The organism is Methylobacterium sp. WL64 (genome assembly GCF_008039945.1).
Lineage (GTDB): Bacteria > Pseudomonadota > Alphaproteobacteria > Rhizobiales > Beijerinckiaceae > Methylobacterium.
In genome coordinates this window covers 29,911-51,323 of sequence record NZ_VRVA01000030.1, presented here as the reverse complement: position 1 = coordinate 51,323, position 21,413 = coordinate 29,911, and the positions used below count along the sequence as shown (strand labels likewise).

At 65.5% G+C, this 21,413-nt stretch carries 18 protein-coding genes and 1 pseudogene; 7 read left to right on the top strand and 12 right to left on the bottom strand.

The annotated features are described in order from the left end of the window. Positions 1-370 precede the first annotated feature (370 nt). The 5 genes from FV242_RS15100 to FV242_RS15080 form a co-directional block, all read right to left on the bottom strand. Entirely contained in the window at positions 371-1,294 is a 924-nt protein-coding gene (locus FV242_RS15100; RefSeq protein ID WP_147939482.1) for a molybdopterin-dependent oxidoreductase, read from the bottom strand. Then, positions 1,291-2,172 carry a cytochrome b/b6 domain-containing protein gene (locus tag FV242_RS15095; RefSeq protein ID WP_246692717.1) on the bottom strand — a complete coding sequence of 294 codons (882 nt, stop codon included), beginning with the start codon at positions 2,170-2,172 and terminating at the stop codon, positions 1,291-1,293. Before FV242_RS15095 ends, FV242_RS15100 begins: the two co-directional genes overlap by 4 nt. Before the next feature lie 71 nt (positions 2,173-2,243). Beyond that, positions 2,244-2,474, bottom strand: coding sequence for a hypothetical protein (locus FV242_RS15090; RefSeq protein ID WP_147939481.1), 231 nt, complete (start codon positions 2,472-2,474; stop codon positions 2,244-2,246). Between the two features lie 423 nt (positions 2,475-2,897). Beyond that, complete coding sequence (locus tag FV242_RS15085) at positions 2,898-3,368, bottom strand: regulator (RefSeq protein WP_147939480.1); 471 nt, start codon at positions 3,366-3,368, stop codon at positions 2,898-2,900. A gap of 166 nt (positions 3,369-3,534) precedes the next feature. Continuing rightward, a complete protein-coding gene (locus FV242_RS15080) occupies positions 3,535-3,909 on the bottom strand; it encodes a response regulator (protein ID WP_147939479.1) in 375 nt (124 codons plus the stop codon). Positions 3,910-4,180: 271 nt separating this feature from the next. Between FV242_RS15080 and FV242_RS15075 the strand changes: the two genes are divergently transcribed. From FV242_RS15075 to FV242_RS15065, 3 genes and pseudogenes are all read left to right on the top strand, one after another. Next, a complete protein-coding gene (locus tag FV242_RS15075) occupies positions 4,181-6,919 on the top strand; it encodes a PAS domain-containing sensor histidine kinase (protein ID WP_147939478.1) in 2,739 nt (912 codons plus the stop codon). A 383-nt stretch (positions 6,920-7,302) separates the two neighbouring features. Beyond that, entirely contained in the window at positions 7,303-7,950 is a 648-nt protein-coding gene (locus FV242_RS15070) for a toll/interleukin-1 receptor domain-containing protein (RefSeq protein WP_246692716.1), read from the top strand. Between the two features lie 38 nt (positions 7,951-7,988). Next, positions 7,989-9,574: pseudogene (locus tag FV242_RS15065) on the top strand (DUF2235 domain-containing protein). A 48-nt stretch (positions 9,575-9,622) separates the two neighbouring features. Here the strand turns inward: FV242_RS15065 and FV242_RS15060 are convergent. The 7 genes from FV242_RS15060 to FV242_RS15030 all read right to left on the bottom strand — a co-directional run bounded on the left by FV242_RS15060 (position 9,623) and on the right by FV242_RS15030 (position 16,883). Next, a complete protein-coding gene (locus FV242_RS15060) occupies positions 9,623-9,838 on the bottom strand; it encodes a hypothetical protein (protein WP_147939477.1) in 216 nt (71 codons plus the stop codon). Positions 9,839-9,947: 109 nt separating this feature from the next. Beyond that, entirely contained in the window at positions 9,948-10,676 is a 729-nt protein-coding gene (locus FV242_RS15055) for a nucleotidyltransferase domain-containing protein (protein WP_147939476.1), read from the bottom strand. 78 nt (positions 10,677-10,754) lie between these two features. Beyond that, entirely contained in the window at positions 10,755-11,567 is an 813-nt protein-coding gene (gene qatD / locus FV242_RS15050; RefSeq protein WP_147939475.1) for a Qat anti-phage system TatD family nuclease QatD, read from the bottom strand. 20 nt (positions 11,568-11,587) lie between these two features. Further along, positions 11,588-12,964 carry a Qat anti-phage system QueC-like protein QatC gene (gene qatC / locus FV242_RS15045; protein WP_147939474.1) on the bottom strand — a complete coding sequence of 459 codons (1,377 nt, stop codon included), beginning with the start codon at positions 12,962-12,964 and terminating at the stop codon, positions 11,588-11,590. Further along, positions 12,961-13,911, bottom strand: coding sequence for a Qat anti-phage system associated protein QatB (gene qatB, locus FV242_RS36280; protein ID WP_187278432.1), 951 nt, complete (start codon positions 13,909-13,911; stop codon positions 12,961-12,963). The genes qatC and qatB overlap by 4 nt, the downstream gene beginning before the upstream one ends. A 1-nt stretch (position 13,912) precedes the next feature. Continuing rightward, a complete protein-coding gene (qatA, locus tag FV242_RS15035; protein ID WP_147939472.1) occupies positions 13,913-15,910 on the bottom strand; it encodes a Qat anti-phage system ATPase QatA in 1,998 nt (665 codons plus the stop codon). A gap of 280 nt (positions 15,911-16,190) precedes the next feature. Next, positions 16,191-16,883 (bottom strand): DNA-binding protein, encoded by a 693-nt coding sequence (locus FV242_RS15030; protein WP_187278431.1) that lies wholly within the window; start codon positions 16,881-16,883, stop codon positions 16,191-16,193. A gap of 502 nt (positions 16,884-17,385) precedes the next feature. On the opposite strand from FV242_RS15030, the gene FV242_RS15025 reads away from it, so the two are divergent. The 4 genes from FV242_RS15025 (at position 17,386) to FV242_RS15010 (ending at position 21,401) form a co-directional block, all read left to right on the top strand. Further along, positions 17,386-17,601 carry a hypothetical protein gene (locus FV242_RS15025; protein ID WP_147939470.1) on the top strand — a complete coding sequence of 72 codons (216 nt, stop codon included), beginning with the start codon at positions 17,386-17,388 and terminating at the stop codon, positions 17,599-17,601. A 157-nt stretch (positions 17,602-17,758) separates the two neighbouring features. After that, positions 17,759-19,840, top strand: a complete 2,082-nt coding sequence (locus FV242_RS15020; protein WP_147939469.1) for an AAA family ATPase — start codon at positions 17,759-17,761, stop codon at positions 19,838-19,840. Continuing rightward, positions 19,833-20,072, top strand: a complete 240-nt coding sequence (locus FV242_RS15015; protein WP_147939468.1) for a hypothetical protein — start codon at positions 19,833-19,835, stop codon at positions 20,070-20,072. The genes FV242_RS15020 and FV242_RS15015 overlap by 8 nt, the downstream gene beginning before the upstream one ends. A 636-nt stretch (positions 20,073-20,708) precedes the next feature. Next, on the top strand, positions 20,709-21,401 hold the full coding sequence (locus FV242_RS15010) for a hypothetical protein (protein ID WP_147939467.1): 693 nt from the start codon (positions 20,709-20,711) through the stop codon (positions 21,399-21,401). Positions 21,402-21,413: the final 12 nt, after the last annotated feature.

The window sequence follows — 21,413 nt, the reverse complement described above, 5'->3', positions numbered from 1 at the left end:
GGGCAAGAGCGGGTCCCAGGTGCGGAGATTGGACCCCAGCCCATGGACCATGAGTAGCGGCCTGCCGGTGCCGAGGCGTTCAAAATGTAGGGACATGACGGCATTGCCCTTCAGTATTTGCGCTGCAGTCCGAACATCGGTCCGTCGCAGATTTCGTCAGGCCGGGCGTGTCAGTCTGGTCCGCGGGCCGCTTAAATCGGACGCTTCGAGGCCGCGTGGCCGGTCTGATAGCCAGCTACATGGCGCGGGGCCGAACCCACTCCGCAGTTTGCGAGCGCCGGATGTCACCGGGAAAACCCTACCGGAGCTCGCCAAGAGAGGGTGGCGCTTTGAATGCTCGCAGTGACAAAGACGTCACGTCCACGCCAACTCAGATGCCGGCGTACCAGGCATAGCCCTGGTCCTCCCAATAGCCGCCCTTGCCGTCGCCGAGGTGGGCGAAGCTCTCGACCACCTCGATGCGCATCACGTACTTCGCTTGCTTGTAGCCGAGGTTGCGTTCCACGCGCAGCCGCAGCGGTGCGCCGTTCGATACGGGAAGCGCCTCCCCGTTCATGTCGTAGGCCAGGATGGTCTGCGGGTGGAACGCGTCGACAAGGTCGATGCTCTCGTAGAACCGAACCGGCGTTCCGCCGCTGGCCGCATCGTCCTCCGTCGCCTGTTGGCCACCGGAGTCCTTCCTGCTCTCGTCGCCGCCCGACTGCTTCGTCATGCTTGGGTTGGCATTGCCGGCGGGGACCTCGTCGGTCTCCTCACCGTTCCCCCCGCCTTCCAGGGCATTGCCCTGGTCCATGGTGTCGGCGCAGTGGAACACCACGTAGCGCGCCTGCGGCTTGAGCTTGGCCCGGGACAGCAGGTTGGCGAGTGGCACCCCGGTCCATTTTCCGATGGCGCTCCAGCCCTCGACACAATCGTGCCGGGTGATCTGGGTTCGGGCGGGAAGCTTGCGGAGTTCGGCCAGGGAAAGCTTGAGGGGCATTTCCACGAGGCCATCGACCTCCAGGTGGTACTTGGCGAACTTAGCCTTCGCCAGAACCTTGTATGCCTTGTCCGGCGGGTCCTCGGTTCCGTTCGGCTTGAACCACGGCGAGATGTCGGCCTCGGCGTATTCCGGGGCCAGCGCCCGGTCGGTGAGCAGCAGGCGCTGGACGAACAGGTTGGCGTCCTCGCCGGTTTTGAGGGTGCGCCGGAACCACTCCGCGTTGCCGAGGCGGTCGCACCCGCCGAGCATGGCCGCCGCGGCCATGGCGGACGCTCCCGTCAGGAGGGCCCGTCGGCTGGGAAGGTGGCTCATGGCCGGGTCTCCCCGGTGACCGGTGCCGGCTCGACCTTGCGCTCGATCACGAACCAACCGGTGAGCATGCCGCGCATGTTGTTCCAGAAGCCGGAGAGGACGACGAGGGCGACGTGCACTACTACGAACAGGACGAGCAGGGCCGCCACGACGAAATGGATCGTGCGGGCCGACTGGCGCCCATCGAATAGCGTCAGCAAGAACGGGAAGGCCGCGTCCATCGCCGGAGACATCGCGAGGCCGGCCAGGACCTGCAGCGGCAGGAGCACGAACAGCACCAGGAGATAGGTAAGCTTCTGGATGACGTTGTAGCGCTTGGCCTCCTCGCCCTGCGGGAAGCGCAGCGTCAGGTGCTCCCAAATCGAAGCGCCGAAATGCCGGATCTGGTCGCGCGACGGGATCACGCGGAACCGAAGCTGTCCGCTGACCAGCCCGTAGAGCAGGTAGGCAAGGCCGTTCAGGACGAAGGCCCAGGCGAAGAAGAAGTGCCAGGAGCGACCGCCGGTGAGGTCCTGGTCGCTTGGCAGCGTCGCCCAGACCGGGAAACCGCGGTCGGCCGCCTCGCTGTTGGAGCCAACAGAGGAGCCGAGCCAACCCGTGGTGTCGAAGACGTGACCGAACACCGTCGTCGTGCCCTTGGGCGGGTCGTCTTCGGTGGAGGACATCGCCATCAGCGGCGTGTCGAAGGTCGAGACCTTCCCCCAATATAAGGCTGGGTGAGCGTTGAAGATCTGCAAGCCGCTCATCAGTAGCACCGGGAGGCAGATCGCGTTGATCCAGTGGGTGACACGGATCACGACTGGGTGCCGGAACATCCATCGGCGGCGCTCGACCTCACCCGTGTCGGGCGCGGAACGCGTCAGGTAGGTACGGGGCAAGCGGTCTCCCTCACGATGCTTGTCGTCCAGGGCGGAGGCCCCCGTAACGGGGCCTCCGAAAGCGTTGGCGATCACATGCCGCGGTTCATCATCCGCTTCTTCATCATGCGGCGCTTCATCATCTGCTTCCGCATCATGCGCTTCTTCATCATCCGGTCGCCGTGCATCATGCGCACCTGGGTAACGCCACTCTCGGACTGGAGGCCGTTGACGGACATCGGTGCGGCCGTGGCCGAACCGGCCGCGAGGCCGATGCCACCGAAGGCGGTCAGCGCGGTCAAGACGAGCGAGAACTTCTTCACTGGATATCTCCCGTAGAGATGAATGATTTATTCATCCTACTGGGCAACAGGATTATTCTATCGTTGTTCCGAGAAATATTAGATCGATTTCTTTGATTAAAACTCTTGGCAATACTCCTCGCGCGCTCAAGCCAGGGCTTCGAACACGGGGATCATTTGTCGTCACGTATGGCTACGGGATCGGTCGACGATAAGTTTCAGGACCGCCAAAAGCTTGTTCGAGGGCGGTGACCGGCGATAGCTGACCTAAGGGTCCGGTTTCGTCCCTTGGTGTTCCGTGCGCTACCAACTTAAAATGAGGCGGGGCGCCCCGTCGGACAGGGCGCCCCGAATATGTCGAATGAATAACTTTAGCTTTGGCGATTGAGCTTCTCGTATCGCGAACTGTCCAACCTAGACGCTTGGTAGCGTCCGGAGCGACCCTCAAGCAGCCCTGGCGGTCACCTTCTCGAAGGTACCGGTCGCGATCTGGTCTTCAAGCTGGGCCTTGAAGTCGGCGATACCAAGGACTTGGACGGGATTGCCGGACTCGTCGAGGAACTCGTAGAGCGCGTCCTCGATATTGCGGTTGCTGAAGAACACGATGGCGTCCTCGTCGCCGCCGCCCTCCATGTGCGGGTCGCCGTTCGCCACGCCCGAGACGTAGCTGCCTGTGGGGCGCGTCTCCTTATGGGTCCCGTCCTCACGGTAGAACCTGAGCTCGCCCTGCAACACGAGCGTCACGTAGGGGCTCTTGTGCCGGTGCAGCATCACCTTCTCGTTCGCCGCGAACTTGAAGACGACGTCGACGATGCGGTTCTCCTCGTCGACCTTGTAGACGAAGAAAGCGATGTGAGGGAGCCAGTCGAGGGTCCGCCAGGTGATGTTGCTCTCGTCGAACATGGGTTTCGGCATCTCGTTTCCTTGCGTTCCCCCATCCGGCCGCTCTTGGCGAACAAACGGCTTTCCGCCGCCTCGGATGATCTGATCCAAGGCCAACGTCCCACGCGATGGATCGATGCGGTGGCGCTTTCGAGTAAAGCGATCCTGCCGCATGCGGTCGAAGGCAACCGACCGACGGTCAGACCGCGTGCTGGATGGCGTCGACGACCTGGTCCAAGCTGTAGGGCTTGGGTACGAAGCGGCCGTGGTTGGGTATTTCCCCGTTGGTGAACCGCTGGCGTCCCGAGGTCACGACAAGACGGATGTCGGGCCAGGCGTCGTGGACGCGTCCGGCCAGTGTCACCCCGCACATGGTGCCCGGCATGTCGACGTCGGTGAACAGCGCGCCGATGTCGGAGCGTTCGTGGAGGATGAACCATGCCTCGTCGGCATGGCGCGCCTCGACGATTGTGAAGCCAGCATCCTCCAGCATCTCGACGGCGCAAAGGCGTACGAGGTCGTCATCCTCGACCACGAGGACGGCCGAGGCTTTCATGGAGCGCTTCGCGGTCATCGTTTCGCAACACAGGTTCAAGGCGATTGGTTGCCGACCGTCCGACGCGTCATTTGCACGGTCGGGTCCGGCACGCGGATCACTCCATCCGTCTCGGGCGGTCGACGGCCTGGGACGACTCGGATCAAGGCGAGGCGCAACCAGGTCGGGTGATGCTCCTCCAGATGTGGCGTATCCCGGCCCGGCAACCCATCGATGCCGTTCGCATCCCGCATCGCGACTCGCGCGAAACACAATCGAAGGGTAACCGGCGCGGATGCCTGCCACCGCCATGCCAGACCCCGAAGCCCTTTCGCGCGAACAACTCGTAGCCGAGGTTCTTCGCCTGCGTTCCCAGTCGGCCTCGCTCGCCGAGATGTTCGAGCAGGCGCCGAGCTTCATCGCGCTCCTCGGAGGACCGGAGCATCGCTTCACGTTGACCAACGCCGCCTACCAGCGGGCCATCGACCATCGCGACGTAGTCGGTCGGACCGTGGCGGAAGCGCTGCCGGATGCGGCGGCGCAAGGCTACGTCGACCTACTCGACGAGGTGTTCCGTTCCGGCCGGACGCACAGGGCGACCGGTTCCCGCTACGATGTCCAGGCGACCCCGGGTGGCCCGGTCCACGAACGCTATCTCGACTTCGTCTACCAGCCGATCACGGATGCGGACGGTGCCGTCACCGGCATCTTCGTCGAGGGGCACGACGTCACGGAACGCACTCTCGGCGAGGTCGCCCTAGGCGAGAACGAGGCACGCTACCGGACCCTGTTCGAAAGTATCGAGGTCGGGTTCTGCATCATTGAGATGAGGTTCGAGGGTGACCGCGCCGTCGACTATCGCATCGTCGAGGCGAACCCCGCCTTCGTGCGCCAGACCGGCGCCGACGTCGCCGGCAAGTGGGTGAGCGAATTCGCCCCGGACCTTGAGCGTCACTGGTTCGACACCTATGGGGGAGTCGCGCAGACCGGCACACCCGCGCATTTCGAGCACTACGCCGAGGTCTTCGGGCGCTGGTTCGACGTGCGCGCCCTGCGGACCGGCGAGCCAGGCGCGAACCGGGTTGCGGTCTTCTTCTCGGACATCACCGAACGACGCTCGATGGAGAAGCGCGCCGAAGCGGGCGAGCGCGAGCTCCGCCTCATCACCGACGCCTTGCCGGTCCTGATCTCCTTCATCGACGCGGACTACCTCTATCGCTTCGCCAACCAGGCGTACGACGACTGGTTCTTCATGCCGCCCGAGCAGGTCGTCGGCCAGGATGTGCGCGTGCTGCTAGGACCGGAGGGCTACGCCGCCCGCAAGAGCTTCATGGATCAAGCCCTGGCCGGGGAGGCCGTCACATTCGAGCTGGATTGGCCGCACCGAGACGGACGTCCCCGCGTCGCCGAGATCCGCTACCTGCCCCGCAGGACCGCCGACGCCCGCGTCGACGGGTTCCATGTATTCGTGCAGGACGTGACCGCGCGCAAGCAGACGGAAGCCGAGCTCGCGCGCCAGGTTGCCGCCCGCACGGTCGAGCGCGACCGGATCTGGCAGGCGACCTCGGACATGCTCTGCGTCGCCAACCTCGACGGCTACTTCGTCAGCCTCAACCCGGCCTGGCCGAGCAAGCTGGGGTGGACCGACGCCGAGATGAAGGCACGCCCCTTCCTCGACTTCGTCCACCCGGACGACGTCGCCTCGACACTGAAGGCCGCGAACGGCCTCGCGCGCGGCGAGGCTCAGACCACGTTCGAAAACCGCTATCGCCACAAGGACGGACGGTACCTCTGGCTATCCTGGAACGCGGTCCCGCGCGACGGCCTGGTCTACGCGTCGGTGCGCGACGTTACGGAGATCAAGGAACAGGCGGAGGTGCTCCGCCTCACCGAGGAAGCGCTGCGGCAATCGCAGAAGATGGAGGCGGTCGGCCAGTTGACCGGGGGGCTGGCGCACGATTTCAACAACCTGCTCGCGGGCATCTCCGGATCGCTGGAGCTGATGCAGACCCGGATGACCCAAGGGCGGCTGGGCGACCTCGACCGTTACATGACGGTGGCGCAGGGAGCCGCCAAGCGCGCCGCCGCCCTGACGCACCGCCTACTGGCCTTCTCACGGCGCCAGACCCTCGACCCGAAGCCCACCAACGTGAACCGTCTCGTCACCGACATGGAGGAGCTCATTCGGCGAACGGTCGGGCCGTCGATCCACCTGGAGGCCGTCGGTCTCGCCGGGGTATGGCCGGCGCTGATCGACCCGGGCCAGCTTGAGAACGCGCTGCTGAACCTGTGCATCAACGCCCGCGACGCGATGCCGGACGGCGGCCGCATCACCATCGAGACAGCCAACAAGTGGATGGACGACGCCGGGGCCCGCAAGCACGACATGCCGCCGGGCCAGTATCTCAGCGTCTGCGTGTCCGACACCGGCACCGGAATGTCGGCGGATCTCATGACGAAGGTCTTCGAGCCGTTCTTCACCACCAAGCCGCTCGGCGAGGGCACGGGGCTGGGCCTGTCCATGGTCTACGGGTTCGCGCGTCAGTCCGGTGGCCAGGTCCGGCTCTACTCCGAGGTCGGCGAGGGCACCACGGTCTGCCTGTACCTGCCGCGGCACTACGGCGAGGCCGACGAGGACGAGGTCGCGCGAAAACTCTCCGAGGTCGAGCGGGCCGAGCAGGGCGAGACGGTGCTGATCGTCGACGACGAACCCTCGGTGCGTATGCTCGTGACCGAGGTGCTGGAGGATCTCGGCTACACCGCCATCGAGGCTGCCGACAGCGTCGCCGGCCTGCGGGTTCTCCAGTCCGACGTGCGCATTGACCTGCTGGTGACGGACGTTGGTCTGCCGGGCGGTATGAACGGCCGGCAGATGGCCGATGTCGGCCGGGAGCGGCGACCAGACCTGAAGGTGCTGTTCATCACCGGCTACGCCGAGAACGCCGTCCTCGGGAACGGCTACCTCCGGCCCGGCATGCAGATCCTGACCAAGCCGTTCGTGCTGGAGACGCTCGCCTCACGCATCAAGGAATTGATCGCCGCCGACTGAGCGATCCGCTGGTCCCCCTTCGGAGCGGGCATGTCGGGCGAACGTTCAATCATGGTTAGGGAAACCCTTCGATTCGGGATGCGGGCACCAGGATGCGCATCCCGCCTCCCGCTTCCCCCGGAGTCGATGCCGCAAGCGTAGGCTGGATGGGCATGTGCGCCCCGCCGCCGGATCTACCGGTCCCGATCCGCTTTTGAGCCGCCCTGGACGTTAAGACCTCAAGTTGTGATCGAGGGACCTGGGCCCGGGAACAAACCGTGGCCAACCGACTTAATTTATGAGCTTGGCCGCAATGCGGGGCCGGAATGCGCGCGAGATCAACGACCAGCCCGGCCAAGTCCGCCCCGCCCACGGCGAAGAGGGCGGCGCCCTCACGTGCCCCGATGCCGTCGAAACCCACAGCGCCGAAGGCAAAGGCCAAGAAGGCGACAGTACGGATCTTCGTGTCCTACAGCCACGCGAACGTAGTGCAGCAGGCGAAGCTGCAGATCCACCTGGCGCAACTCAAACGCGACGAGGTGGAGACCTGGTTCGACGATCACATGGCGGCCGGCGATAAGCTGAGCACCGAGATCTCGCGAAACCTGCGGGAGGCGGACATCTTTGTCGCCCTGATGAGCCCCGAGTACCTCGCCAGCCGCTGGTGCCAGCTGGAGTACAACCGGGCGATGGGCAGGCGGGCCAAGGGTTTACTGCGCGTCGTCGTCGTCGTGGTGCGGCCCTGTGCCTGGAAGGATACCGGGGCGTCCGATCTTAAGGCTCTCCCCCGCGACGGGCGTTCCGTGATTGACTGGCGGTCCATGGACCACGCCTTTGCTGACGTGGCCGAGGGCATCAAGGGCACCGTACGGGCGGTACGGGCCTCGATGCCGGCGAAGGCCAGAGCGACAAACCCCAATCGGGCACGGCCTGCCTCCACGGCCAAGGCCGAGAAGCCACGGGCGATGGCCAAGGTCGCTTCAAGGGTACCGGCGAAGGCAAGGGTCTCTCCGAAGGAAAAAGGGCCCACCCGAGGTCGCGCGGCCAAGTAGAGAACGGATTAGTGACGGTCGCGAGGGTGGGAAACGACATGCCGAAGAACATCGTCGTCTTCTCCGACGGCACCGGCCAGGAAGGCGGGCTCCATGAGGAGCAGCGCCTCAGCAACGTGTACAAGCTCTACCGGGTCTGCCGGGTCGGTCCCGACAGCGGCATCGACCCGAAGGATCAGGTTGCGTTCTATGACCCTGGCCTAGGGACGGACGGCTCCGCCACCGGCTTCTCGGGCGCCTACCGTCGATTGCAGAAGCTCCTCGCCTCGGTGACCGGCTCGGCATCACCAAGAACATCGCCGACTGCTACGCCTTCATCATCGACCACTACGAGCCGGGCGACCGCATCTACCTCCTCGGCTTCAGCCGGGGTGCCTACACGGCCCGCTGCGTGGCGAACGTGCTCTTCCTCTGCGGCGTCCCGACGACCGCGCCCGGAGGCGCGTGCAAGGCCCCAAGCCTATGGGCGGCGGTCGGCCGATGGCTGAGGGAGAAGGTCCCGGGCCGGAAGCCCGCCCCAGCCGCGCAGGCCGACGCCCCGCTCCCCGGAAGCTACCTTCCCAGGTTCCGGAAGACGACCCGCGACATCGCCAACGAGGCGGTCATGCGAGTCTACGAATACGGCGCCGGGTACCCACGCGTCCGCTACGAGGTGGAACGCTTCGAGCTGGCGAGGCGGTTTCGACGCACCTACGGCTCCGGCGACGACGACCGCGCCAACGTCGCCCCTCACTTCATCGGCGTGTTCGACACCGTCGCCTCGCTCGGATCGGTCGGGCTGCTGCGGTGGGGCATCGCCGGTGGCCTGACCGTTCTGGCGGCCCTGCTCGTCGCCGTGCCGGCCGTGCTGCTCGACCTGGCATTCGGGACAGGGTTCTGGACGCCGTTCGCCATCGTCGCGGCGCTGTCGGCGGCCTTCGTGCTGTGGCGCTGGCTGCCGACGGCGGTGAAGTTCATCGTCGGCTCGCCGGTCGACGGCAAGACGCGGTTCCACGTCGCCCAGTGGCGCTCGGCGAACTACGACCGGCTCCTGAGCGGCCAGGTCGGTTTCGCCCGCCACGCACTGTCTATCGACGAGACCCGGAGGGATTTCCCCCGGGTGGGTTGGGGCGGCAAGGGCGTCGTCCGCGAAAAGGTCGTTGGCGAGCCCGACCCGCTGATCCAGATGTGGTTCGCGGGCAACCACTCGGACATCGGCGGGAGCTACCCCGAGGCCGAGAGCCGGCTCTCCGACATCGCCCTCGAATGGATGGTCGGGCAAGCCACGCGCATCCCGGACCCGCTGCTGGTCGACGGCATGGATCACGAGAAGCCCGGGACCGGTCGGTTGCACCTTCATCCGGCTGCGAACGGGATGCAGCACTGCGAGGTCGCCAACATGCGCGACACCATCGCAGGCATCTTCCCGGGCTGGCTGGCCCGTCGCCTCGGCTGGCTCGGCTGGCCCGTGAAGATCCGCGACGTTCCCGAGGAGGCCCTGGTCCACCCGAGCGTCCGGGAGCGCTTCGGCCTGTCGGAGGTCACGCAGTGCGCCGGCCGGGGGCCCTACAAGCCGGAGGCCCTCGCCGGGCACAAGGACTTCAGAGATGTCTATCCGGTGGCTTCGTCGAAGGGAGTGGACTGAACGCCGTGACTACCTTTGCCGATCAACCAAGTAGCCGCGGGTTTCATCTCACGGTCCCTTGGGGCCAGGATCGCGGTTCGCTTCCTCGTCCGGGTCGACGCGGGTTTCCGCAAGGGCAAGGGGTAGCATCCTGCGCAGGAACAGGTCGGCGTTGTCGGCTGCGCTTTTCGTGACGGGCGGGATGGGCTGACGATAGATCTTCTTGTTCCTCGTATCATGCAGATGGGACAGCACCCGCGCCGCTTGCGGGTCGTCCTCGGACATCCTCAAGGCGTCCACGGCCACCTGCAGAGCGACCGTGCGATGACCTTCGCCATCGCCCGGCCTCAACTCCAGATGGTTAAGTACGGCCATCGCGACGCAATGAATTCCCTCATACGCCAGCGTGAACCGGCCGATGATCGTCGTCGCGGACTCGGCTTCCCTTTGAAGGTCGGTGGCGTTCGCGAGGTACTGGTCGATCTCGGGCTGATCCCGCATCCCCTCCTTTAGGGACCGTATCTTCACGAGGTTCTTCAACCGTTCGCCCAGGTCCTCCGTCACCGCAATCCCCCTTCAAAACGATCTTCGGACCTGCAAGTATCCTCGCGACGACCTTGTCGCGGCGAGCCTCCCGCCATTCGACGGGATCATAGACGTTGACGTGAACCTTTCGGCCAAGGTCCTTCTCGGCCGGAACGAGGACTTCCATGACCTCGAAGAGGTCGGCAGTCCCGACGAGCATGACGTCGACATCGCTTTCGGCGACATCCGCTCCCGCAGCGAAGGATCCGAAGACGAAAGCCATCTCGGCCTTGTCTCCCAACGTCTCGACGACCTCGCGGAGGCGATCCCCGACCCCGAACGCCTTGACCGAAAGAGCCCGCAGTTCCGGGAACAGGGGATGTTCGACGTTCGCCTTGAACAGGCGGAGGTTGGCCAATCGACGATCCGTGACGATACCCGCCTTCAGCATGTGCGCGACCACGGCCTGCGTCGCCCCTTTTCCGCTGCCGCCGATCCGGATCAGGTCGGACAGGGTCAGCTCACGCTCGGGCGCGGTCATAACGGCGCCGAGCACGCGCTGCAGCCGTGCGGACATCATGAAGTCGAGGGTCGCCACCGTTCTCACACCATATCAAGGTTGCATCGTACCTATAAATGGTATGATGCCGTGCGTATGTCCGCAAGCCGGTTCCTTTCAAAATCGGGTGTGGGCCAATACCGGTTCGCCTGCGCCATCGCGTTCGACCGACGGGACTGTCCGGGCATCCGAGGCGAGATTTCTCAGGTTCGCGAAAAGCGCATCCCGAAAATCCTTCTTCACGATGCGCTTCGCTTCGGCGAACGCAGTAACGACGTCTTCAACGTCGGAAGGCCTCCGTGGCCGGCCATTCACAGACGTGAAGGGGCCGTCGGTTTCCGTAAGTATCCTATCGCCTGGCAGCGACATGACGGTCTTCATGCCACGTTCGCTCTTGAGCATCTCGGCGTTGATCGAGAAGTAGCAGCCGAGCTTCACGGCCCGTGCCGCTTCCGCGGTTGAGCCCGTGAACCAGTGGAGGACGACCTTTCCCCGCCCCGGCGGCAAGTGCTCCTCGACCATGTCCAACACCTGGGTCGCCGCCCTGACGCTATGGACGGACAGGATCTTGCCCCCCTCCGACGCGCACCCCTTCAGGATGCGACCGAAAACGTCCTTCTGTCGTTCAAGGCTACGATAGTGTCTCGGACCCGCGTCGAGGCCGACCTCACCGACGTATTTGGCCTCCGTCAGGTAACGCTCCCAGATATCTACTTCCCGCCAACGCTCCCCGACGAGTTGCGGATGGAGGCCGAGGCCAGCCCGGACGTGCTTCGTCCCCGCGGCCAGGTCGCGATTGCGCGGCCACGCTACAGGCGTCGTCGTCACCGCGAGCGTATAGATGCCGAGCCTGTCGCAATCGCCGACCAGGCGCTCGAAGTCGGGGTAGAGATCGAGGTGGCAATGAAGGTCTATCAAGCGTCCCGTCACGGTCGTTCCGGTCTGTGCCGCTAGGTGGTTCGGACGCCGTGGAGCAAGCGTTCAACCTCCATCATACCACGCTCGTAGACTCCGATGAGGCCGTCGAGGTTCGCGACATCCTCCCGCAGCGGTCCCGGCTTATGGACGGCGATGCGGGACAGGCCCGGTTCCCGGGCAAGCCGGTCCAGCGCGTACTGGAAACCACGCACCTGCTTGCCGTCCTTGCCCTTGGCCGAGAGCGGCTGGGCCGTAAGGTCCTCGCACCGGTAACGCGTGGGATCGTTGCCGGCCCCGAGGGCGGCCTCGATTGCCGCCCGCCGGATGATGCACGGTACGCAGGTTCCGCAATGGTTCTTGTTGTCCTTGGCGAACCGCTTGATCGACGGATGCGCGCAGGACACGGAGAGCGGAATGAGCTCGCGAAGGGCGTCGGGCATCAGGCAATCCCTGACCATCTCGCCCTTCGTCCGGTCCCAGTACGGGTTCGTCACGGTGCCCGGTATCCCGATCAGGCCGAGGAGCTCGTTCCAGCGCCTGAGGTAATAGGGGTGCGTGGTCCTCGTGCTGTTCGATCCGATACGCGTGGGATCGAGGGGGACGTTCAGCGCGATCAGGCCATTCTCCGGAATGCGCAGGTCGAACGGACCCTGCAGCCCGGACCCGGCGAACCCACCGAGGGCAAGGAAGAGGAACGAACGCCCTCGCGTCGAGTCCTCTTTCCCGGCGATCAGGTTCTTGTCGAACGTCAGCGAGTAGCGCAGGCCGCTCAGTGCCCCCGTTCGGTTCGTCGACTGTATCCGAGCGACCGCATCTGACATCGCCTGGAAAAGAACCCCCTGGGGACCGCTGACCGCGCCCTCGCCCCTGTGACTGACAAGGAGCGGGCGCATGCGGCCGGCCAAGGTGTCCAGCGCCCCGATCAGGCTGTCGAGACCGCCCGAGTAGAGAGAGACGCCGTCGAACTCGGGCGCCTCGACGTTCGGCAGTGCGGCGGGAGAGATGCTCGCGAACCCGCTGGGTCGAGGCCGGAAGGTCGCCTCCCAATGGTCGCCCGTCAGGAACCGCAGCATCCGTTGCAGCACGGGCGCCGCAGCCTGCCATCGTTCCGGATCGGAGACCGGCACGACCAGCCGCAACTCACGGGTCCATCCATCCTGCGCATTGCGTACCCGGCTCACCCGCGTGTCGAGGGCGTGCACCAGGACGGCGACCACCATGAGGTCGACGCCGATCTCGGTCGGCCTGACGCGCATGGCCCTGAGTTCGTCGAGGGACTGCCCGATGTCGTATCTCAGACGACGCTCTCCCCCAACGAGGTCGAGCCGGGTGAAGGTGACGCCCTCCTCGGCGGGGGGCTGGTACTGATCGGCGGGGCCGAGGTGCCCCACGAGTGCATGTCTGGTCACTCGGCTGCCTCCTTGGCTGCATCGTCGCCTCGTTCGCCAAGGACCTCGGCGGCGCGCTCGAAGATGGCGTCGATCTCCGGCCTCAGGTCGGCGGCGCGAAAATCACCGCTGAACTCGTCCATCGTCTCGGCGACACACCCGCGGACGAAATCCTTCAGGCCCTTCTCGACGGCGCGGATCTCGTCGGGGTTCGACGGCAAGGTGATGATCCCCGCGCCGATGGCCGTCACGACACGCTGGTTGACCGCGTTGGCGATGAACTTTCCGATGATGTCCTTGATCGTCTCCGGCGATGGTTTCTCCAGGTCCGAGGGTTGGTCCTGCATGACCTCGTTGACGGCTTCGAGGTAGGCGTCGCGGGCGTGGGCGTCGTCGAGATCTCCGTCGGGAGGGCAGATATGGTCGACCAACGCCGCGTAGACGTCCTGGATCGGGCGGTCGGCAAGGTCACCGAAATTGAGGGTCCGGACGATCTCGCGGATGCCGCCGGGGGCGGTGGACGCGCGTGAGAGAACTCCGGCCAGGCTTGCGACCGCCGAACGCTCCGCCGCCATCCGACGCGATGTGGTCGCGGCCCCTCCGCCGGTTCGCCTCACAAAGGAGGACACCGCCTTGCCGAGCGCGCGACCGTCGCCTCCGCCGGACTTAGCGTACCGCGTGAAGCTCGACCTGGGTCCGGTATAGCGCTTCGGCTGCGGCGCCTGCCCCGGCGCCGCCGTTTGACCAGGCGCCGCTTGTCCGGGAGTGGTACCGGGCGCATTGCCGCCCCCGGCTGCACCTGCCCCGGCTGCACCTGCCCCGGCTGCACCTGCCCCGACTGCACCTGCCCCGGCTGCACCTGCCCCGGCTGCACCTGCCGGACCGCCGTTGCCAGTCCCACCTCCGATCCAGCCCGGGATCAGCGGGTTATCGTTCTTGCCTCCTCCGAAGGGCGTCGAGGTACCCATCTCAGGTTCCCCTGCCGGCACGCCTGGGCGGGGCCAGGGCAGTGGTCGCCGCCCTGGCGAGCCGCGTGTTGGAACAGGTCGACCAGCGCGTCAGCACGGCGCGAAGCCTCTCCTTGGCACGGTCTTCCCTGACCATTTGGTGGCCCGTCGCGGCCCAGAATCCGAGCTTGTCCGCCGGCAGGTCGTTGAGCATCTCGACGTACTGACCCTGCAGGCCCGGATGCTCGGTTGCCAGAAGCGCGACCCCGTGGAAGGCATCCGGCTTCTGATCCAGCGGGTTCGCGGCGATGACGCGCGCCTTCAGTTCCTTGAAGACATCGCTGATCTCCACGGGCGAAAGGGTCCTGACGTCCGCCGCCGCGCCCCTCGCGGCCATCTCTCCCGCCCCGAGCATGGCCACCAACCTGCGCAGCTTCTCGGACAGTGGAGCCGAGCCCGAGACGAAGTTCTTCCTGTCCTTGATGACGAACAGGTACGGCCTGAGCGACGTCGTGCCGAGTGCGGGTTTCACCTTCGCCCACCGGATCACGTCGGGTCGAAGCTTCCACTCCGCCACGGCCGAGCCGGTCACGCCATCGCCAGGGGGCTCGTTGCCGCCGGGTCCAGCCTGAGACCGTGTCTCGCCCCCGCCGTCCGCGAAGGCCTCGATCTCGGCGAGTTCGGGACAGATGCCGTCACGGGCATTCGCGGCCGTCATCGCGATGTAGGAGAACACCGTCTCCGGGAGGAAGAGTTCGGCAAGCATCAGCTTGGCCAGCTGGGTCTGGCCGATGGCGTCACCGAAGTTGCGCTCCCTGGCGACGGCGAGCCTCAGCGTCAGGGCGTTGAGGAAGCGCTTGACCTGCCTGGGATTGCCCTTGGTCCCCGCCGACAGGACCGGGCTGATCTGGTCCGCGGTCAGGATGGCCACCGACGCCTGATCGAACTTCGCTCCAAGTGCCGTCTTGACCGCCTCCGAGGTGAAGACCTCGGTGTCCCATGGCTTGGAGAGTGCGTTACGCCCGAGCGTCATCAGCGCTTCGAACTCGGGGGCCTTCTCCCCCAAGGTGGCGCCGACCAAGAGGAGCGTGACGTAGATGTGTGTTTCCGTCTCCCCGAGAGCGGGTATCCTGAACGGCACCTGCAGCAACTTCTCCAGGTAGGCGCGCGCGTAGCCGTGCGAAGCCTGGGTCTCGGGCATGTCGGGGAAATGCTTCCGGACGGCATATTCGATCATGCCCTCGTCAGCGCCGACGATGAACGCCGTCTTGTCGAGGAAGACGAACAGCCTGATCGCCTCCAATGTCTCGATGGCCGTCGCGGGAAGGCACCGGTCCAGGTCGTCGACGAGGACGACCAACCGCTCGATGCCGGCCTTGGCGATGAGCTTCTTGAACGACTTCCGGAAATCGCCGATCTCCTTCGGGACGCTGTAGCCCTTCTCGATCCTGCCCTTCGGCTTGTCGTCCTCGCCGTCCTCTTCCTTCTTGAGCTCCTCGATCTCCTTGAGGGCCGCCTCGCGCGCGTCCTTGTCGGTGACGGTGTCCTTCACCCACTCCACCGCGGAGCCGAGAAGGTCACCCAGTCCGAACGCGGGTACGCCGGTCATGGCCGTGAAGGCGAGGGTGCCCGCCTTCTTGGCGAGCTTCAGCTTATCGACGCTCCTGAGGGCTTCCCTGACCTCGTCCGAGGCCTTGGACCACAGAGACCGCTTCTCGATCAGTCCCAGGATCACGCCCTCGATCAGGGCGATCTTGGCATCCTCGAAGCCTTGGAACTGCCAGCCGTTGAACTTGAGGCAGAGGAACGACTTGTCCTCCGACAGAGCATCCTCGATCATCTCCAGGACACTGGACTTCCCGGCGCCCCAGTCACCGTGGACGCCGACGGAGATCGGGTGTTCCGACTTCTCCCGGATCAAGCGCACGATGGTCCGGGCTATGGCCTCGTTGTTGAGCAGGTCGACCTTCGTTTCGACGTCGCTCAAGTAGCCGAGCGAAGGCGTTGATGCTGCCGTCATTGCATCCCCCCACGCTTCCGCCCGGTATCGTCCGATCTTCGGGTCTTGAAGTGTGCTGAAGATTTCAACGAGCGTGATGTGCTTAAGGTTGCACGCCTAAATCACCTTTTGTTCCTTCCCTGCGCAGTGGCACGATCCCCCTCGGAACTGAGTTCCGCCGAAGCAATTCGCTTGGCTCACACGCAAGGCTTGTTGTCGGGGTGGTCTGGGTCCCTCAGTCGATATCGCTTTGCGACGGAGACATGCACGTCGCCAACGAAGGTCGAGATTTGGGTTGGCTTCACCCTGCCCTGCGGCGGTAAAAGGTGCCGCCGTCCTCGCGCTCCTCGCTCACGAAGTATTTCGTATGGGTCACGCGGATGCCCATCTGCTTGTTGAGCCGTCCTCGCGTTAGGGGCTTGTCACGAGCGATAGCCTCCCGGGCGAGCGACGGCGGTAGCAGATCGAGCACCCCATGATCGGGAACCCAGCCGCTCTCCGGCAGCACGCCCTCGATCTCCCGCATCACCCGATCCCAGAACTCATGGGCCACCATGTCGCTCACCCGCTTGCGCAGGGCCGCCATCTCGACCTCCATCTCTGCCAGGCGTGACTTCAGGGTCTCGTTCTCGCGGATGGCCACCTCCTCATTCACGAAGGTCTCGTCCATCAGTTCGCGCGCGGCCCGGCCCTCGATCTCCACCTTCAGCCGGTCGTCCTTGTAGCGGAGCGAAGCCTCCACGAGCGCCACATCCCAGACCCGCTCCACGAAGGCCACGAGCTCGCCCTGGAGGCGCTCCGGCAGCCCCTTCACCTCCAGCCGCGGCCGATAGTTTCGAGCCACCTTCCACGACAGCAGGTGCGGCCCGACCTGACGCGTCGACCCGCCCCGTCCCCGCTTCTGCAAGAGCGCGATCACGCGCTCCTGCGTGACCCTCTCCCCCGTCTGATGGACCTCGTCGGCCGCCAGCCAGACCTGTTTTTCCGATGGCATCCCAAGCTCCTCGCACTGGGGAAACCATGCAGGCATGGTCAAGGGTTCCTTAATTCCAGGGAAGCGGGCACAGGGAAGCACATCCCGCTTTCCGCGTTCCTGCGAGCCGCATTCCATGCGCCTCGACCGGGTTTCCCAGCCCCATCCGTACGGGGCGAGACCGGCCCTTTCGATGCGACCCAGGCCTCGAAGCCCGGCGCCCCTGCATTCGGCGTCCACGGATCCACAACCCAGCACTCTGACCGCTTTCGAAGATCAGTTTAAGCTTGCCCGAACACTTTCGTGTTCCTATGTTGTTCTCGCCCCGGCAAGGGGCTGGCCCGAAGCTCATGGCGGCCCTGCCCGTGAGCCAACCCGAGGAGGACGCGTTCATGCATACCGACCGTCGCCTCATAGCCATGACGCGCGCCCCCGCCCTGGGCAGCCACCCGCTTCCCTTCTCCGTCGACGAGGCCTGACCGGCGCGATTGCGCCCGCTCGCCTCTGTCCCGAGGCGACCGTCATGCCTTCCGATACCCCGACCAGACCTCCCCAGCCCTACCGCTCGTTCGAAGACCCGCCTCCACGCGCGGCCTGCACCGACGCCCTGCTCGGCAGGGTGGTCCGACGGCTGTTCGAGGTCGGCGCACGCCACGAGGATGGCCTCGCCGGCGCCCTGCAGGCCGTCCTGGCGACGCTGGATCACCGCATGACCGCGGCCGGCAAGCCGTTGCGCTGACGACCGGGAAAACCATTCCCATTACGACGGCCTCCCACTCCGGAGACTCCCGATGAAACCACGAAAACCAGCCCGCGCACCCCTTTCCCGACGACCCCACGAGGCCTGACCGGCGCGCTCGATTGAGCCCGGCTGCCTCGAATTGGAGGCAGCCGCCATGACGAACTTCCAAAAGCCCAACACCAAGTCCGCCGCCAAGGCCACCGCCACCAAGGCCAAGCCCGGCCCGAAGGCAAAGGTGGGCCTGATGGCGAGGCTTGCCCCGAAGACGCTGAAGCCCTCGGGCGAGAGCCTGGACGATTTCCTCAACGGCCTCCCGGACAACCGGGCGCCCATCGACCAGATGGAAGCCGAGATCCGGTCCTCCCGCTTCACCCTGGCCAAGCACGCCCTGGACGAGGCGATGACGAGCAGCCAACACGTCAGGATGCTGCGTTTCGGCGGGGCCGGCGTGGTCATCGAGGTCCCGTCGCCCGACTGGATCCCCGCGATGCGGATGGCCGCCGAGAAGCTGATTTCCTGGCATCACGTCTTCTGTCGGGCCGGCGCCTCGAAGTCGTCCGAGAACCCGAGCGTGGGCAACATGGAAGTGGCCGATTTCCTGGGCAACGGCGGCCGCGTCCTCGGGATCTCGCACGCGCCGGCGCAGCACCTGCCCTCGGCGCTGATGGCAGCCGCAGACGTGCGCATCAGGATCGGCACGCCGTCCAACGACGTGATCCGCAAGACGATCCTGACCCTGACCGGTCACAAGGCCAGGCGCATGCCGCCCGACATCGCGCGCGGGCTCGCCTTCGACGTGATCGCCGCCTCCATCCGCAAGGGCACCCTGGCCTCAAGCTGCGTCCGGCGCCTGGTGGCCGCCTCGAAGGCCAACGCCGCCATCGATCCGAACCTCGCGGACGTGCCGGTGCTGTCCGAAATCCACGGATACGGGGCAGCAGGCGAGTACGCCCAGAGGCTCGCCTATGAATTTTCGCAATGGAAGGCTGGGAGGGCCGAGTGGAGCTCCCTCGAAAGATCAATCCTGCTCGCGGGCGAACCAGGTACTGGCAAGACTACTCTCGTGAGAAGTATCGCAAAGACGCTCGAAATTCCAATTATCAGCACATCCGTTGCGCTTTGGTTCTCACAAACGAATGGCTACCTTAATGAGGTCATCAAGGAGATCAACAGGGTCTTTACGATGGCAGCCCAGATGGCACCGGTTTTGATCTTCGTAGATGAGATGGACGGAATTCCATCTAGAGCGTCGCTTGGATCAAGAAATAGAGACTATTGGGTTCCGCTCATCAACCATTGTCTTACTACATTTGAAGGTGCAATCTCCGGAAATACTGACAAGATCATTCTGATCGGGGCCAGCAATTATCCTGACCTGATCGATCCCGCACTTTTGCGGCCAGGTCGGCTTGGACGGGTCATCACCGTCGAGAAGCCCGATGCCGACGGGCTGGCCGGCATCATTCGTCAGCACCTGGGGCCGGACGTCCTCGACGGCGCCGACCTGTCGGTGCCGGCCAGCATCGGTGTGGGCGCCACCGGGGCCGAGGCCACCGCCTGGGTCGCGGGAGCCCGACGCAGGGCTCGGGACGCCGGCCGTCCGATGCGGCTCGACGACCTCGTCGGCGAGATCGCACCGCCCGACCCGAGGTCCCCCGAGGAGGCGCTTTCCTGCGCCCGCCACGAATGCGGGCATGGCCTTGCCGTGACCCTGCTGGGTCCTGGCGAGGTCGTCAGCCTCAGCAATGTCATGTCCCACGGACTTGGGGGCCTCACCAGGACGTCCATGCCCCGGGCCACGATCCTGACGAAGACGTCCATCGAGGCCTACGTCACCACCGTCCTGGCCGGAAGGGCCACGGACGAGGCGTTCGGCGAGGCGAATTCCGGTTCTGGCGGCGCCTACGCCAGCGACCTCGGCCTGGCTACCAGCATGCTCGCCTCCATGCATGTCAGCATGGGCCTGGGCGGCTCGCTCCTGCACCGGGCCTCGGATGCGGAGGCCAGGGAATGCCTGCGCCACGACCCCGAAATGCGCCGTCGCGTCGAGGCTGACCTGAATGTTTTGTACCTTCGCGCGAAGGAATTCGTCGACGAGAACAGGGATCTGATCGACGCCCTGGCGCAAAGGCTGGTCGTGTCCCGCATCATGTCAGGCAACCAGATGCGAACCCTGATCTCGCAGCTCATGGCGACGTCGCCCCACATCACCACCCTGGGAGGCTACGATGTCTAAGCTCGATCTCGACGACCTCACCGCCGAGATCTTCAAGAGGGTTCTCCGGATGCGCAGCACTCTCACCGAGGAAGAATTCGACTTCCTCGCCGGCGAGATCATGGGCTCGATGGGGGCCGCCGCCATGCGCAAGGCCGAGGGCCGGGCCCTGCGCAGACAGGCCTTCCTCCGGGCGGACCGCTCCGAGAAGGTCGTCGCCTTCCCGGGGCGGGCACCGCAGGACTCGCGGTGAGACGGTCGTCGAAAACTTCGAGGCCGGAATCGTGAAAACGCGAAATGCCGTCACTTTCCACCATGGCCCGTAAGCCTCCGTTAGGAGATCGCGGGCTAAAAGGATCCTGCGCAGAGTTTTGCGCGACGGCCGCCTGGCGGCCACAGACGGAGGAGGCAGCGATGATCGACATGTTCGCAAACGCCCCTCTCATCCTCAGCACCGCGACGCCGTCGATATTACCGATAGCCTCGACCGCTCGCTGAGTACCGGCGCCACCCGCGCCCTCCAACCCTCCCAAAACCCCGACCCCGACCTTCCTGAAGCCACCACCTGACGACGACAGGAGGAGGCGACCCTCGAACGGCCTGGACGCTCATCCCCTCCGACCCGGCGGCGCTTCGACAGCGATCCCTCCACGCCGGAACCGACCCTGGGCCCCTCAGCGGTGTCCCAACCTTCGCGATCATCCGAAGGCCCGCCCCTCCACGGGGCGCGGTGTCCCATGCCCGATCCCAGGGAGGTCCCCATGCCGTCCAAGAGCAGCCTCATCGCGTCCCGCCTCGCCGACCGTCGCGCCGAGCGCCTGACCGGAGCGGTCGTCGCCCCAAAAGGGTGACAGGCTGACCCTTGCCAAAGGGAGAGACCGGGCAAGCCGTGCAAGCGGCCACCGGGCTCGTCGGCTACGACTGTTCGGACACGGACCCGGACCGCACCCCCACCCCCAAGTGGCGCGGCCCCTCCGTCGGCACCATCGTCGATCCCTTCCGGGGCACGGTCTACTTCTACGAGAGCGAGGTCGAGCGGGCGGTCATGACCGTCCTGATCTCGCTCCCGGGGGTACTCCGCATCCACGAGCAGCGGTCGGTCCGGTATCGCCTCAACGGCGTCCCGCGCATCTACACCTTCGACATCCTCGTCGATTGGGTCAGCGGCGTGAAGGCGGCCTTCGCGGTCAGGCAATCGACCAAGGCCCTGCACTCGGACGAGACGGTCGAGATCATCCAGGCGATCTGTGCCCAGCACGGCATCGAGTTCGCCCATGATTACCGCGCCGTCACCTACGAGACGCTGGACCCCGTCGCGGTGCTGAACGGACGCCTCATCCTCCGGTGCGGTCGCGATCACGACCACGCCGCCACGGATGCGGTCCGCAAGGCGCTCTCCGGCCTCGGTCCGGCGACGAGCCTCCGACAGGTCGCCCTCGCGACCGGCATCGGACAACGAGGGGTCAGGGCCGCGGTGGCCCTCCTCCAATCCGGCATCCTGATGAACCCGCGCGGCAAGAGGATCACCCTCGACCTGCCGCTGGAGAACCGGGCAGCGACCGGCACCACCCCACAACAATAACCATTCCTCTTA